General features: G+C 65.7%; 12 protein-coding genes and 1 pseudogene. 9 read left to right on the top strand and 4 right to left on the bottom strand.

The genetic code is table 11. From position 1 onward, the window contains the following. The first annotated feature begins 102 nt into the window (after positions 1 to 102). The 8 genes and pseudogenes from epd (at position 103) to V9K84_RS19805 (ending at position 7,388) form a co-directional block, all read left to right on the top strand. Positions 103 to 1,170 carry an erythrose-4-phosphate dehydrogenase gene (epd, locus tag V9K84_RS19840; RefSeq protein WP_043863599.1) on the top strand — a complete coding sequence of 356 codons (1,068 nt, stop codon included), beginning with the start codon at positions 103 to 105 and terminating at the stop codon, positions 1,168 to 1,170. 12 nt (positions 1,171 to 1,182) lie between these two features. Continuing rightward, a complete protein-coding gene (locus tag V9K84_RS19835) occupies positions 1,183 to 2,346 on the top strand; it encodes a phosphoglycerate kinase (protein ID WP_043863598.1) in 1,164 nt (387 codons plus the stop codon). Between the two features lie 32 nt (positions 2,347 to 2,378). Beyond that, positions 2,379 to 2,597, top strand: a complete 219-nt coding sequence (locus V9K84_RS19830; RefSeq protein ID WP_043863597.1) for a hypothetical protein — start codon at positions 2,379 to 2,381, stop codon at positions 2,595 to 2,597. A 51-nt stretch (positions 2,598 to 2,648) separates the two neighbouring features. Beyond that, complete coding sequence (locus V9K84_RS19825; RefSeq protein ID WP_043863596.1) at positions 2,649 to 2,975, top strand: MliC family protein; 327 nt, start codon at positions 2,649 to 2,651, stop codon at positions 2,973 to 2,975. A gap of 100 nt (positions 2,976 to 3,075) precedes the next feature. Continuing rightward, positions 3,076 to 4,140 carry a class II fructose-bisphosphate aldolase gene (fba, locus tag V9K84_RS19820; RefSeq protein ID WP_043863595.1) on the top strand — a complete coding sequence of 355 codons (1,065 nt, stop codon included), beginning with the start codon at positions 3,076 to 3,078 and terminating at the stop codon, positions 4,138 to 4,140. Positions 4,141 to 4,403: 263 nt separating this feature from the next. After that, positions 4,404 to 6,512, top strand: a pseudogene (locus V9K84_RS19815) (EAL domain-containing protein); the annotation flags it as partial. Positions 6,513 to 6,573: 61 nt separating this feature from the next. Beyond that, positions 6,574 to 7,074 carry a M48 family metallopeptidase gene (locus V9K84_RS19810; protein WP_043863594.1) on the top strand — a complete coding sequence of 167 codons (501 nt, stop codon included), beginning with the start codon at positions 6,574 to 6,576 and terminating at the stop codon, positions 7,072 to 7,074. 17 nt (positions 7,075 to 7,091) lie between these two features. Then, positions 7,092 to 7,388, top strand: a complete 297-nt coding sequence (locus tag V9K84_RS19805) for a winged helix-turn-helix domain-containing protein (protein WP_043863593.1) — start codon at positions 7,092 to 7,094, stop codon at positions 7,386 to 7,388. 67 nt (positions 7,389 to 7,455) lie between these two features. On the opposite strand, the gene V9K84_RS19800 is transcribed toward V9K84_RS19805, so the two are convergent. Beyond that, positions 7,456 to 7,908 carry a GNAT family N-acetyltransferase gene (locus tag V9K84_RS19800; RefSeq protein WP_043863592.1) on the bottom strand — a complete coding sequence of 151 codons (453 nt, stop codon included), beginning with the start codon at positions 7,906 to 7,908 and terminating at the stop codon, positions 7,456 to 7,458. Between the two features lie 242 nt (positions 7,909 to 8,150). Here V9K84_RS19800 and V9K84_RS19795 point away from each other — a divergent pair, with 242 nt between their 5' ends. Continuing rightward, complete coding sequence (locus V9K84_RS19795) at positions 8,151 to 8,888, top strand: transporter substrate-binding domain-containing protein (RefSeq protein ID WP_088514699.1); 738 nt, start codon at positions 8,151 to 8,153, stop codon at positions 8,886 to 8,888. On the opposite strand, the gene yccS is transcribed toward V9K84_RS19795, so the two are convergent. From yccS to dbpA, 3 genes are all read right to left on the bottom strand, one after another. Then, positions 8,889 to 11,069 carry a YccS family putative transporter gene (gene yccS / locus V9K84_RS19790; RefSeq protein WP_043863622.1) on the bottom strand — a complete coding sequence of 727 codons (2,181 nt, stop codon included), beginning with the start codon at positions 11,067 to 11,069 and terminating at the stop codon, positions 8,889 to 8,891. 121 nt (positions 11,070 to 11,190) lie between these two features. Further along, on the bottom strand, positions 11,191 to 12,372 hold the full coding sequence (locus tag V9K84_RS19785) for an NAD(P)/FAD-dependent oxidoreductase (protein WP_043863590.1): 1,182 nt from the start codon (positions 12,370 to 12,372) through the stop codon (positions 11,191 to 11,193). A gap of 111 nt (positions 12,373 to 12,483) precedes the next feature. Continuing rightward, positions 12,484 to 13,821, bottom strand: a complete 1,338-nt coding sequence (dbpA, locus tag V9K84_RS19780; RefSeq protein ID WP_229589801.1) for an ATP-dependent RNA helicase DbpA — start codon at positions 13,819 to 13,821, stop codon at positions 12,484 to 12,486. Positions 13,822 to 13,882 lie beyond the last annotated feature (61 nt).

Raw genomic sequence — 13,882 nt, 5'->3', positions numbered from 1 at the left:
GGCCGGCTCCTACGGGTGGTCTGTGTAGGAGCCGGCCTTGCCGGCGAATGCTGCACCGCAGATCCCCAGGCTACAGATGATTTTCTGTTCCGTGAGCATCCCATGCCCCAACCGCGTCCCTACAAAGTTGCACTCAACGGCTACGGCCGCATCGGTCGTTGCGTCCTGCGCGCACTCTTTGAGCGGGGGGCCAGCGCGGGCTTCGAGATCGTTGCACTGAATGACCTGGCCGATCAGGCCAGCCTCGAATACCTGACACGCTTCGACTCCACCCACGGGCGCTTTCCCGGTGAGGTCAGGGTTGACGGCGATTGTCTGCATATCAATGGCGACTGCGTCAAAGTACTGCGCAGCGCCACCCCCGAAGGCATCGACTGGGCCGCGCTCGACGTCGACCTGGTGCTCGAATGCTCCGGGGCCTACAACACCCGCGCCGACGGCCAGCGTTTCCTCGACGCCGGCGCACCACGGGTGCTGTTTTCCCAGCCGATGGCCAGCGAGGCGGATGTCGACGCCACCGTTGTCTACGGCATCAACCAGGATTGCCTTGAAGGCGGCGAACGGCTGGTATCCAACGCCTCCTGCACCACCAACTGCGGCGTGCCGCTGCTGCGTGTGCTCGACCAGGCCTTCGGCATCGAGTACGTGCAGATCACCACCATCCACTCGGCAATGAACGACCAGCCGGTGATCGATGCCTACCACCACGAAGACCTGCGCCGCACCCGTTCGGCGTTCCAGTCGGTGATTCCGGTGTCTACCGGGCTCGCGCGGGGTATCGAACGCCTGCTGCCGGAACTTGCCGGGCGAATCCAGGCCAAAGCGGTACGCGTGCCGACGGTGAACGTGTCGTGCCTGGACATCACCCTGCAGACCGCCCGCGATACCACCGCGGCCGAAGTCAACCAGGTGCTGCGTGAAGCGGCCCTGAGTGGCCCGCTCAAGGGGTTGCTGGCCTACACCGAACTGCCCCACGCCAGCTGTGATTTCAACCATGACCCACATTCGGCCATCGTCGATGCCAGCCAGACCCGCGTTTGCGGCCCCCGCCTGGTGAACCTGCTGGCCTGGTTCGACAACGAATGGGGGTTCGCCAACCGCATGCTCGACGTCGCCGAACATTTTCTGCGCGTCGTGGACTCAACCAGCACCACTCGCAAACAGCCCTGAAGGACTGCATTCATGACCGTTTTGAAGATGACCGACCTCGATCTGCAAGGTAAGCGCGTACTGATCCGCGAAGACCTCAACGTGCCTGTGAAGGACGGTGTGGTCAGCAGCGACGCGCGCATCCTGGCCTCGCTGCCGACCATCAAGCTGGCCCTGGAGAAGGGCGCGGCCGTGATGGTCTGCTCGCACCTGGGGCGCCCGACCGAAGGCGAGTTCTCGGCCGAGAACAGCCTCAAGCCGGTGGCCGACTACCTGAGCAAGGCGCTGGGCCGTGAGGTGCCGCTGGTGGCCGACTACCTGGGCGGCGTGGACGTGAAGGCCGGCGACATCGTGCTGTTCGAGAACGTGCGCTTCAACAAGGGCGAGAAAAAGAACGCCGACGAACTGGCCCAGCAATACGCCGCCCTGTGCGACGTGTTCGTGATGGACGCCTTCGGTACCGCCCACCGTGCCGAGGGCTCGACCCACGGCGTGGCCAAGTTCGCCAAGGTCGCCGCTGCCGGTCCGCTGCTGGCCGCCGAACTGGATGCACTGGGCAAGGCCCTGAAGGCCCCGGCCAAGCCGATGGCCGCCATCGTCGCCGGTTCCAAGGTATCGACCAAGCTGGACGTGCTCAACAGCCTGAGCCAGGTGTGCGACCTGCTGATCGTCGGTGGCGGCATCGCCAACACCTTCCTGGCCGCTGCCGGCCACCCGGTGGGCAAGTCGCTGTACGAAGCCGACCTGATCGACACCGCCAAGGCCATCGCGGCCAAGGTCAACGTGCCGCTGCCGGTGGACGTGGTGGTGGCCAAGGAATTTGCCGAAAGCGCCACGGCTACCGTCAAGCTGGTGGGCGAGGTGGCCGAGGACGACATGATCCTGGACATCGGCCCGCAGACCGCCGAACAGTTCGCCGAGCTGCTGAAGTCGTCCAAGACCATCCTGTGGAACGGCCCGGTGGGCGTGTTCGAGTTCGACCAGTTCGGCAACGGCACCAGGACCCTGGCCAAGGCCATCGCCGACAGCGCCGCGTTCTCGATTGCCGGCGGTGGCGACACCCTGGCGGCCATCGACAAATATGGCGTGGCCAGCCAGATCTCCTACATTTCTACCGGTGGCGGTGCATTCCTCGAGTTCGTCGAGGGCAAGGTGCTGCCGGCGGTGGACGTGCTGGAACAACGGGCCAAGGCCTGACTCGCTCAGCCTGGCAAAGGGAGTGTGGCCTGATGGTCAAGCGGTTGCCTGTGTTTATCCTGGCCGGTCTGCTCAGCGCCTGCGCTGGCAGCCCGGAGCCTGCGGCGGATGCCCCCGGCAAGCCGAAGGGCGGTTGCTACCAGTCGCAGTGGCAGGCAGAGACCGTGCCGGTGATCAACAAGAGGCTCGGCCCGGACGGGCTGGAGAAGTATGACGAGGAACACCAGCGCCAGGCCCCGGGTTGCCCTTGATCGGTTCGAGGCAACCTGTTGGCCGGTTCGTGGTCTTCTAGAGGATATTCGATGAAAAGCGTTGTAGCCCTGATGGCCCTGGTTCTGATGGCAGGTTGCGCAAGCCTCAAGCCAACCCCGGCCCCGACCGACAACTGGACCCGCTGGGTCTGTGACAGTCAGGCCGAGGTGCTGTGGCGGTTTGCCGATGCCAGCCAGGAAGAGGTGGATGTACGCCTTGGTGGCGGCGATCAGGTCTACCGGCTCAAGCCGGAGCCCGGTGCGTCGGGTGCGCTGTACAGTGATGGCGTGCTGGCCCTGCACACCAAGGGCGATGAAGGCCTGGTGTACTGGGTAGCGACCAACGATTTGATAGGGCGGGGCTGCAAGGCACCGTGACTGGCCGGGCCGACCGCTGTCGGCCCACACTACTTGAATAGCAACCGCCGCTGCGGCAGGCTTGCACGAAAAACGACGCTTGTCGGGAGAGAGATACACAATGGCACTCATTAGCATGCGCCAGATGCTGGACCACGCCGCCGAGTTCGGCTACGGCGTTCCGGCTTTCAACGTCAACAACCTCGAGCAAATGCGCGCCATCATGGAAGCCGCCGACAAGACCGACTCCCCGGTGATTGTCCAGGCCTCGGCCGGTGCCCGCAAATACGCCGGTGCGCCGTTCCTGCGCCACCTGATCCTGGCGGCGATCGAAGAATTCCCGCACATCCCGGTGTGCATGCACCAGGACCACGGCACCAGCCCTGACGTGTGCCAGCGTTCGATCCAGCTGGGCTTCAGCTCGGTGATGATGGACGGCTCGCTGGGCGAAGACGGCAAGACCCCGACCGACTACGACTACAACGTGCGTGTCACCCAGCAGACCGTGGCCATGGCCCACGCCTGCGGCGTTTCGGTAGAGGGCGAGCTGGGCTGCCTGGGTTCGCTGGAAACCGGCATGGCCGGTGAAGAAGACGGCATCGGCGCCGAAGGCGTGCTGGATCACAGCCAGATGCTGACCGACCCTGAAGAAGCTGCCGATTTCGTCAAGCGTACCCAGGTCGATGCCCTGGCCATCGCCATCGGCACCAGCCACGGCGCCTACAAGTTCACCAAGCCGCCTACCGGCGACGTGCTGGCGATCGACCGCATCAAGGAGATCCACAAGCGCATCCCCAACACTCACCTGGTGATGCACGGTTCGTCTTCGGTGCCGCAGGAGTGGCTGGCGATCATCAACCAGTACGGTGGCGACATCAAGGAAACCTACGGCGTACCGGTTGAAGAAATCGTCGAAGGCATCAAGTACGGCGTGCGCAAGGTCAACATCGACACCGACCTGCGCCTGGCGTCCACCGGTGCCATGCGGCGCCTGATGGCCACCAACCCGAGCGAGTTCGACCCGCGCAAGTTCTTCGGTGAAACCGTCAAGGCCATGCGCGACGTGTGCATCGCTCGCTACGAAGCCTTCGGCACCGCCGGCAACGCCTCGAAGATCAAGCCGATCTCCCTCGAAGCGATGTTCCAGCGCTATGCCAAGGGCGAGCTGGCCGCCAAGGTCAACTAAGCCTGGTTGGTTGTACGAAAAACCCGCAGCGATGCGGGTTTTTTGTGCCCGTGCGGCCTGCTTCACCGGCCGGAACCGGGGGTTTTCGACTGCGGGGCCGCCACGGACACCGGATCTGGCCCAACGCGACAGACCGTTAGTCGGGCAACACTTTGTTTATACCGATGATGCCAATGTGCTGACTTCAGATTTGTTTCAGCCAGGTCTAGAGTAAAGCCTCAAGTTCCATCCGGAATCTGGCGTCGTTACACAAGAGAAGCAGCATGGATTGCGCGCACCCTCACACTCACGACAGCGGTTCGGTTTTACTGATCGTCGATGACTACCCGGAAAACCTGATCAGCCTGCAAGCCTTGCTTGCACGTGAGGACTGGCGTGTGCTGACCGCAAGCTCCGGTACCGAAGCCCTGAGCACGCTGCTCGAGCATGAGGTGGACCTGGTGCTGCTGGATGTGCAGATGCCCGGCATGGACGGCTTCGAAGTCGCCCGCCTGATGCGCGGCAGCCAGCGCACCTGCCTGACCCCGATCATCTTCCTTACCGCCAACGAACAGTCCCAGGCGGCCGTGCTCAAGGGCTATGCCAGTGGCGCGGTGGACTACCTGTTCAAGCCATTCGATCCGCACATTCTCAAGCCCAAGGTCCAGGCCCTGCTCGACCAGCAGCGCAACCGGCGTGCCTTGCAGCGCCTGAGCCGCGACCTGGAGGCCGAGCGCGCATTCAACGCCTCGGTGCTGGACAACGCCGCCGAAGGCATCCTGGTGGTGGCCGAGGACGGTCGCATCCGCTTTGCCAACCCGGCCATCTCGCGCCTGCTCCAGGCCCCGGTGGAGCAATTGCAGGGCGCAGACCTGCTGGGCTTCGTGCAGTCGCCCGTGCCAACCCGGTGGCGCGACTCGGCGTTCTACCAGGCCTACCAGGAGCGCGACATCTACCGCCTGCACGACGCCGTGCTGCTCACCGCCTCCGGGTTGCCGCTGCCGGTGGCGCTGTCGTGCGCGGCGCTGCCCGGTGAGCAGCGGGCGATGGTGGTGACGGTGCTGGACATGTCGGTGGTGCGCAACCTGCACCAGCAGCTGGAGTTCCAGGCCGTTACCGACCCGCTGACCGGGCTGCTCAACCGCCGCGGGTTCTGCCAGGCCGCCGAAGCTGCGCTGCTGCGCAGCGAGCATTCCGACAAGGCCCAGGCCTTGATGTACATGGACCTTGACGGTTTCAAACGGATCAACGACTCGCTCGGCCATGCGGCCGGCGACCGCGTGCTGCACTGGGTGGGCGAACAGCTCAAGGAATGCCTGGGCGCCTACGCGATTCTCGGGCGTATGGGCGGCGACGAGTTCACGGCCTTGCTCGATACCCTGGAATACCCGGAGCAGGCGGCGCGCTTTGCCGAAAAGCTGATCGAGCGCATGTCCATCTGCCAGCAGATCGACGGCCTGGAGGTGACGCTTGGCGTGAGCATCGGCATCGCCACCTACTCCGATTGCGGGCCGCACCTGGACGGCCTGCTGCGTGCGGCGGACGCGGCCATGTATGCCGCCAAGCAGGCCGGCCGCCAGCAGTACCGCTACTACGACCAGGAGCTCAACGGTCGTGCTCGCTCGCGCCTGATGCTCGAAGACAGTGTGCGCGATGCGATCGAGCGGCACGACTTCAGCCTGGTGTATCAGCCGCAGGTGGCGTTTGCCGATGGTCGCCTGCGCGGGTTCGAGGCGTTGTTGCGCTGGCAGCACCCCAGTGTCGGCGATGTGCCGCCGGGGTTGTTCCTGCCGTTGCTTGAGGAGGCCAGGCTGGTCTCGCGGCTGGCCAGCTGGATCTACACCCAGGGTGCGGCGCAGCGGCGCGCCTGGGAGGCGCGGTTCGAGCCGGACCTGGTGCTGAGCATCAGCCTCAGCCGCGTGCAGTTCGCCATGCCCAACCTGGTCGAGGAACTGGGGCGGGTGATCGCCAGCCATGGCCTGCGCCCGGCCCAGCTTGAGGTGGAGGTGGCGGAAACCTCGCTGGCCGCCAACCTCGACATCGCGCTGCGTCAGTTGCGCAGGCTGCGCGAGCTGGGCGTGCGAGTGGCGCTGGACGATTTCGGCGCCGGAGAGTGCTCGCTGCGCCTGCTGCGCGACCTGCCCATCGACACGCTCAAGCTCGACCGGCACCTGGTGGCGCGCCTGCCCGGTTCGGCGCCGGATGCGGCGCTGGTCCGCAGTGTCATCGGCCTGTGCCGCGACTATGGCGTGTGTGTGGTGGCCGAGGGCGTCGAGACGCGGGAGCAGGCGCAGTGGCTGCAGGCAAACGGTTGCGCCTATGCCCAGGGATTTCTGGTGGCGCGGCCCCTGACGGCGCAGCGCGCCGGTGATTTCCCGGCTTTTTTCGACTGGCGCAACGAGGCGGCCGGGGAATTGAGTACACTGACGCCTTTGCCTGCAATGCCCCGTGCCCATGACCGTACTCAAGTACCTGCAAGCCTATCCGCCTGCCCTGCAAGACCAGGTGCGCCAGATGATTGCCCAGAACCGTCTGGGTGACTACCTGCGCCAGCGCTACCCCGAGCGCCATGCGGTACAGAGCGACAAGGCGCTGTATGCCTATGCCCAGGCCCTGAAGCAGGAGCACCTGCGCAATGCGCCGAACCTGGACAAGGTGCTGTTCGACAATCGCCTCGATCTCACCCACCGCGCGCTGGGCCTGCACACCGCGGTATCGCGCGTGCAGGGCGGCAAGCTCAAGGCCAAGAAGGAAATTCGCATCGCCTCGCTGTTCAAGGACGCGGCGCCGCAGTTTCTGAAGATGATCGTGGTGCACGAACTGGCGCACCTCAAGGAGAGCGACCACAACAAGGCGTTCTACCAACTCTGCGAATACATGCAGCCGGGCTACCATCAACTGGAGTTCGACCTGCGCATCTACCTGACCTGGCGCGACCTGTCCGGTGCCCAGTGAGCGAAAGGGAATTGCCAATGGAAGTGAGCAAGACCAAGACCAGTTTCTATCGTCGCCTGTACGTGGCGTGGCTGATCGACAGCCGTACCGCCAGCAGCGTGCCGGCGCTGATGGAGGCCACCGGCATGCCGCGGCGCACGGCGCAGGACACCATCGCGGCGCTGGCCGACCTGGACATCGTGTGCGAGTTCGAGCAGCAGGAAGGTGCGCGCAACCATGCCGGGCATTACCGGATACGTGACTGGGGCGCGATCGACAAGCAGTGGATCACCCAGCATCTGCGCAGTATCCGCCAGGTGCTGGGCTACCCCTGAAGCCCCTCCGCCGGCAAGCCCGGCCCTGCACCTACCCCTGTAGGAGCCGGCCTTGCCGGCGAAGCGTCTAGCCCCGGCGCATGCCGATGTGCGGGATGCCATCCTCCAGATACGCCTCCCCGGCCACCTCGAACCCGTGCCGCGCATAGTAGGCTTGCAGGTGCGCCTGTGCGGACAGGTACACCGGCACCCCTGGCCAGTGCTTCTCGGCCTGTGCCAGCCCCTGCACCATCAGTGCATGCCCCAGCCCCTCGCCCCGCGCCGACGGCGCAATCACCACCCGCCCGATCACCACGTCGCCGCCCTGTGACTCGGGGTCCAGCAGGCGCAGGTACGCCACCAGCTCGCCATCGCGCCAGGCCATCAGGTGGCAGGTGTCGCCCTCCAGGTCCTGGCCATCGATTTCCAGGTACGGGCATTTCTGCTCCACCACGAACACCTCGATGCGCAGCGTCAGCAGCGCGTACAGCTGTTGCTTGCCAAGGTCGGTGTGATGCTTGCAGATCCAGTCGATGCTCATCGCGTTTCTCTCCTGTGTAATGCCCCGATCATAACCACGCCGAGCACCTCAGGGCGAAGGTCGCGAATTGCCATGGATCAAGTCGGCGCGGAATCGGCAAAAATAGAGGCAATTAGCTATCACCCGGCACTGCCCGATACCGGAATCTTTGTGTAATCTGGCCGTGCAGCCTAGCTTTGCGCCAACAGAAATCTCATGCCATTCAACAAGAACGCGGACCCGATCCGCTAAGGGATTTGAGCATGCGGCCACTGCTTCGAGCCTTGGGTTTGCTTGGATTGCTGCTCTGTGCCCAGTCGGCCCAGGCCGAAAAACTGCGCCTGGTGGCCGATGCCTGGCCCCCCTTCACCGACGCCCGCCTACCCAGGGGCGGGCTGGCCACCGCCCTTGTCACCACCGCCCTGGAGCGTGCCGGGTTTGCCAGCGAGTTCGAGCAGGCGCCGTGGGCGCGCGCGCTGCTGGGCATCGGCGAGGGCCGCTACGATGTGCTGATCAACGCCTGGCAGAGCGATGCGCGTACCCGCATCGGGGCCTTCTCCCAGGGCTACCTGAGCAACCGCGTGCGGCTGCTCAAGCGCAAGGGCGACGTGCTGCGTTTCGATACCCTGAGCGATCTCTACCCGCACGCCATCGCGGTGGTGCGCGACTATGCCTATGCGGCCGAATTCGACATTGACGGGCGCCTGCAGAAGGTGCCGGTGCGCGACTTTTCGGTGGCGGTGGGCATGCTGGCTGCCGGGCGGGTGCGCCTGACCCTGGAGGACGAATACGTGGCGCGCTACTACTTGCAGCGTGAAAGTGCGGACGTACGCAACCGCGTGCAGTTCTTCGGCAAGCCGGTGAGCGAGAACAGCCTGCACATCCTGGTCAGCCTCAGGCATCCGCAGCATGCCCAGATCGTGGCCGGCTTCGACAAGGCCATCGCCGCCATGAAGGCCGATGGCAGCTATGCCCGGTTGCTCAAGGACTACGGCCTGTAGTCAGGCCGGGGTGTCCTTGATCAGGTGCGCGGCCAGGGTGCGCAGCGGGCCCAGCTGGCGGCAGATCAGTGCCAGCTGGGTCTGCACCAGGCGCTGGTTCTCGTCCATTTCCTCGGGCATCTGCTCAAGGCTCGCCGCCAGGGCTTCCTCGGCGTCGCTGTGGATCGCCACCGGGGTCTTGCTGGCAAGGCCAGTGGCGATTTCGTCGAGGCTGGCGGCCAGGCTGGCACCCGCGCCGTCGATCAACTGCTCGTGGGCCTCGGGTGCCAGTGCGCTGTCACGGTGTGCACCCAGCCCGGAGAGGTAGCTGAGCAGGGTGTGCGAGAGCACCAGGAAGCGAAAGCCCACGTCGGCCTCTTTGCGAAAATGCCCCGGCTCCATGAGCATGTTGGCCAGCGTGGTCGACAGCGCCGCGTCGGCGTTGTGCGCGTTGCGCCGGGCCAGGCGGTAGGCCAGGTCGTCGCTCTTGCCCTGGGCGTACTGCTGCATGATCTGGCGCAGGTAGGTGCTGTTGCAGCTCAGGGTGTTGGCCAGCACCTTGTTCAACCGACGGCCCTGCCAGTCGGGCAGGAACAGGAACACCGCCAGGATCGCGATCAGGCTGCCCACCAGGGTGTCGAACAGGCGCGGCAGGAACAGGCCGTAGCCGTCGCCGATCTGGTTGAAGCAGAACAGCACCATCAGCGTGATCGCCGCCGTGGCCAGGGTGTAGCGGGTGGTGCGGTTGACGAAGAACACCACCCCGGCGGCCACCGCGAACAGCGACTGGATGATCGCGCTGGGGAACAGGTCGAACAGCGCCCAGCCCACGGTCAGGCCGATGGCGGTGCCGATGATCCGCTGCACCAGCTTGCGCCGGGTGGCGCCATAGCTGGGCTGGCACACGAACAACGTGGTGAGGATGATCCAGTAGCCCTGGGTGGGGTGGATCAGGTGCACCATGCCGTAGCCGATCGACAGCGCCAGCGGCAGGCGCAGGGCGTGGCGAAAGATCAGCGAGGTCGGCGTGAGGTGCTGGCGCAGGCGGCTCCACACATCCTTGAGGCTGCGCGGCGAGCGGTCGAGCAGGCTCGAGTCGCTGTTGTCGGCCAGGTTGTCGGGGTTGCTGGCATCGCCGAGCAGGCGGTCGAGGGTTGCCAGGTTCGCCGCCAGCGCCCGCAGCGAGCGCAGCAGGCCACGCCAGGCCGGGTTGCTCTGGATGCGCAGGTGCTCGAGCGAGGCGTGCAGGTCTTCCAGTGCGGCGGCAAAGCTGGTGTCGTAGACGAACGGCTGGCGCAGCTGGATCGACTCGGACAACTGCACGCACGCCTTGCCCTGCTGGCGCAGCAGGCGTTGGCAGCGAAACAGCACGTCGCTGTGGAAGAACGCCTCGGTGAGCGCGTTGTAGGGGTAGTGCGAGGAACTGGCGCGCTCGTGGATGTCCTGGGCCAGAAAGTACAGCTTCAGGTAGCGGCTCACCTTGGAGCCGGGGCGGCCATTGCCCACGCGGTGCAGGATGATTTCCTTGGCGGCGTTGAGGGCGGCCACCACCTTGCCGTTCTGCTGGGCCAGTTCCAGGCGGCGGGCCTCCACGTCCAGCTGGCGGATGGGCTCGAACAGGGTGGCCTTGAGCTTGAGGTAGCGGCCCAGTTCGCGAAACAGCCGCGCCAGGCTCTGCTGCACCGGCTGGTTGGAGAACAGCGCCTGCCACAGCACCGACAGCAATCCGTACCAGGCGGCGCCTGCCACCAGCAGCAAGGGCTCGTGCCAGAAGTCGGTGACCTGGCCGCCGCGCTGGTCCACGCCGATCATGGTGTACACCGACAGGATCAGTGTGGCCGAGGCGATGGCGCCGTAGCGCTCGCCCAGCGCGCCGAGCATGGTCAGCGCGAATGCCGCCAGCGCCAGGGCGCAGCCGAAGAGGATCGGGTAGGGGAACAGCAGCTCCACCGACAGCGCAGCGACGGTGAAGCACACCAGGGTCACGGCCAGGGCGTTGAGCCGGCCCTGCCAGCTGTCGTCGGTCTCGGCCAGGGCGCTGGCGATGATGCCCAGGAATAGCGGGATCAGCAGCCCCATCTCGTCCTGGTACCAGCACAGCGCCATGCTGCCGGTCAGCGCGATCAATACCCGGATGCTGTAGCTGAACTTGTCCAGGGCCCACAAACGACGCAGCGAGTGACGCAAGGAAGACGATGACATGATAGGGCGGCAGGCCTGCTTGGCGATGATCGAAATTGAGCCGGTCACGGTGGCAGCGAACTGTCACCGTGGTCACGTACCAGCAAAATTTGTTCCGTGATGCGCGATTCTAACGCGAAGGTTAGACGAACTGCGCGGCCGCGTAGGCCGATGCCCAGGCCCACTGGAAATTGAACCCGCCCAGGTGCCCGCTGACGTCCAGCACTTCGCCCACGAAATACAGGCCGGGGCTTTTCAGCGACTCCAGGGTCTTGGACGACACTTCGCGGGTGTCGACCCCGCCCAGGGTGACTTCGGCGGTGCGGTAGCCCTCGGTGCCGGCCGGCACCACCTGCCAGGCCGCCAGTTTGTCGGCGACCTCGGCCAGTTCGGCCGGGGTGTACTGCTTCATCGGGCGGGACACGAACCAGTGCTCGGCCAGCAGGTTGGCCATCTTCTTGGTGAAGACCTCGCCAAGCAGGGTCTTGAGTTCGCTGTTGGGGCGTTCGGCCTGTTGCTGTTGCAACCAGGCGAGGGCGTCATGCTCGGGCAGCAGGTTGATCTCGACGCTGTCGCCGCTGTGCCAGAACGACGACACCTGCAGGATCGCCGGGCCGCTGAGGCCACGGTGGGTGAACAGCAGGTTCTCGCGAAAGCTGGTGCCGTTGCAGCTGGCCACGCAGTCCACCGAGGTGCCCGACAGCTCGGTGCACATGGCCTTGAGCTGGGGCTCGGTGATGGTGAAGGGTACCAGCCCGGCGCGGGTCGGCAGCAGGGTGTGGCCGAACTGGCGGGCCACCTGGTAGCCGAAACCGGTGGCGCCCAGGGTCGGGATCGACAGGCCGCCGGTGGCGATCACCAGCGACTGGCATTGCAGCGTGCCCATGCTGGTTTCGAGCAGGTAACCGTGCTCGAGCTTTTCGATCTGCTCGATGCGCGTGTCCATGCGCAGCTCGGCGCCGGCGCTCTGGAGCTCGCTGAGCAGCATGTCGAGGATGTCGCTGGACTTGTTGTCGCAGAACAGCTGGCCGAGTTTTTTCTCGTGATAGGGCACGGCGTGCTTGCCGACCATCTCGATGAAGTCCCACTGGGTGTAGCGGGCCAGGGCCGACTTGCAGAAGTGCGGGTTGTGCGAGAGGAAGTTGGCCGGCTCGGTGTACAGGTTGGTGAAGTTGCAGCGCCCGCCACCGGACATCAGGATCTTCTTGCCGGGCTTGTTGGCATGGTCAAGCAGCAGCACCTGGCGGCCGCGGTTGGCGGCGTGGATGGCGCACATCAGGCCGGCGGCGCCAGCGCCGATGATGATCACTTCGGTGGAACGCACTGCAAAATCCTCAAGAATGGTGGTGACGCATTCGCCGGCAAGGCCGGCTCCTACACAACCCCGTAGGAGCCGGCCTTGCCGGCGAAGGGGCCCTGAAGGGCGACGAAGACCTCAGACGATGCGAACCCGCAGCGAGCGCCCCTTGATCTTGCCGCTGTTGAGCCGCTGCAGCGCCTGCTTGGCCACGCCGCGTTCCACCGCCACGAAGGCCTGGAAATCGAAGATCGCGATCTTGCCCACCTGGGTGCCCGGGATGCCGGCATCACCGGTCAGCGCACCCAGGATGTCGCCCGGCCGCAGCTTGTCCTTGCGCCCGGCACCGATGCACAGCGTGCTCATGGTCGGCACCAGCGGGCCGCCGGCCTGGGGTTTGAGGCTGTCGATCTGCTCCCAGCGCAGGGGCGCCTTCTGCAGCTGCTCGATGGCCTGGGCGCGGTGCGCTTCGGACGGGGCCACCAGGCTCGCCGCCAGGCCCTTCTCGCCGGCACGCCCGGTGCGGCCCACGCGGTGCACGTGAATTTCCGAGTCCCGCGCCAGCTCCACGTTGATGACCATGTCCAGCGCGTCGATATCCAGCCCGCGCGCGGCCACGTCGGTGGCCACCAGCACCGAGGTGCTGCGGTTGGCGAACAGGGTCAGCACCTGGTCACGGTCGCGCTGCTCCAGGTCGCCATGCAGCGACTCGGCGGCGATGCCCTTGGCCTTGAGGTGATCGACCACTTCCTGGCACTGCTGCTTGGTGAAGCAGAACGCCACGCACGACTGCGGACGAAAGTGCGCCAGCAGGGTAGTCACCGCGTCCATGCGCTGCTCGGGCGAGATCTCGTAGAAGCGCTGCTCGATCTGCGTGTCGGCATGCAGCGACTCGGCCTTGACCTGCTGCGGGTTGCGCATGAATGCGGCCGACAGCTGCTTGATGCCGGCCGGGTAGGTGGCCGAGAACAGCAGGGTCTGGCGACGCTCCGGGGTTTGCCCGAGGATGTCGGCGATGGCGTCGTAGAAGCCCATGTCGAGCATGCGGTCGGCTTCATCGAGCACCAGGGTGTTGAGCCCGTCGAGCACCAGGGTGCCCTTGCGCAGGTGCTGCTGCACGCGGCCCGGGGTGCCCACGATGATGTGCGCGCCGTGTTCCAGCGAGGCGATCTGCGGGCCCAGGGACACGCCGCCACACAGGGTCAGGATCTTGATGTTGTCTTCGGAGCGGGCCAGACGGCGCAGCTCCTTGGCCACCTGGTCGGCCAGCTCGCGGGTGGGGCACAGCACCAGGGCCTGGCAGCCGAAGTAGCGCGGGTTGATCGGGTTGAGCAGGCCGATGCCGAACGCGGCGGTCTTGCCGCTGCCGGTCTTGGCCTGGGCGATCAGGTCCATGCCCTTGAGGATCACCGGCAGGCTCTGGGCCTGGATCGGGGTCATCTGGGCGTAGCCGAGGGCGTCCAGGTTGGCCAGCATGGCGGCGGACAGCGGCAAGGTGGCGAATTCGGTGGCAATGGTGGTCACGAGGCGGGCCTGC

The organism is Pseudomonas sp. AE27 (assembly GCF_037113495.1).
In the GTDB taxonomy this organism is placed as follows: Bacteria; Pseudomonadota; Gammaproteobacteria; order Pseudomonadales; family Pseudomonadaceae; genus Aquipseudomonas; species Aquipseudomonas palmensis.
The sequence above is the reverse complement of the archived record's forward strand: the minus strand, read 5'-3'. Positions and strand labels throughout refer to the sequence as shown.

Coding starts and splice junctions, on each gene's coding strand:
- epd (WP_043863599.1), top strand. CDS start 103: ATGCCCCAACCGCGTCCCTACAAAGTTGCACTCAACGGCTACGGCCGC.
- V9K84_RS19835 (WP_043863598.1), top strand. CDS start 1,183: ATGACCGTTTTGAAGATGACCGACCTCGATCTGCAAGGTAAGCGCGTA.
- V9K84_RS19830 (WP_043863597.1), top strand. CDS start 2,379: ATGGTCAAGCGGTTGCCTGTGTTTATCCTGGCCGGTCTGCTCAGCGCC.
- V9K84_RS19825 (WP_043863596.1), top strand. CDS start 2,649: ATGAAAAGCGTTGTAGCCCTGATGGCCCTGGTTCTGATGGCAGGTTGC.
- fba (WP_043863595.1), top strand. CDS start 3,076: ATGGCACTCATTAGCATGCGCCAGATGCTGGACCACGCCGCCGAGTTC.
- V9K84_RS19810 (WP_043863594.1), top strand. CDS start 6,574: ATGACCGTACTCAAGTACCTGCAAGCCTATCCGCCTGCCCTGCAAGAC.
- V9K84_RS19805 (WP_043863593.1), top strand. CDS start 7,092: ATGGAAGTGAGCAAGACCAAGACCAGTTTCTATCGTCGCCTGTACGTG.
- V9K84_RS19800 (WP_043863592.1), bottom strand. CDS start 7,908: ATGAGCATCGACTGGATCTGCAAGCATCACACCGACCTTGGCAAGCAA.
- V9K84_RS19795 (WP_088514699.1), top strand. CDS start 8,151: ATGCGGCCACTGCTTCGAGCCTTGGGTTTGCTTGGATTGCTGCTCTGT.
- yccS (WP_043863622.1), bottom strand. CDS start 11,069: ATGTCATCGTCTTCCTTGCGTCACTCGCTGCGTCGTTTGTGGGCCCTG.
- dbpA (WP_229589801.1), bottom strand. CDS start 13,821: ATGCTGGCCAACCTGGACGCCCTCGGCTACGCCCAGATGACCCCGATC.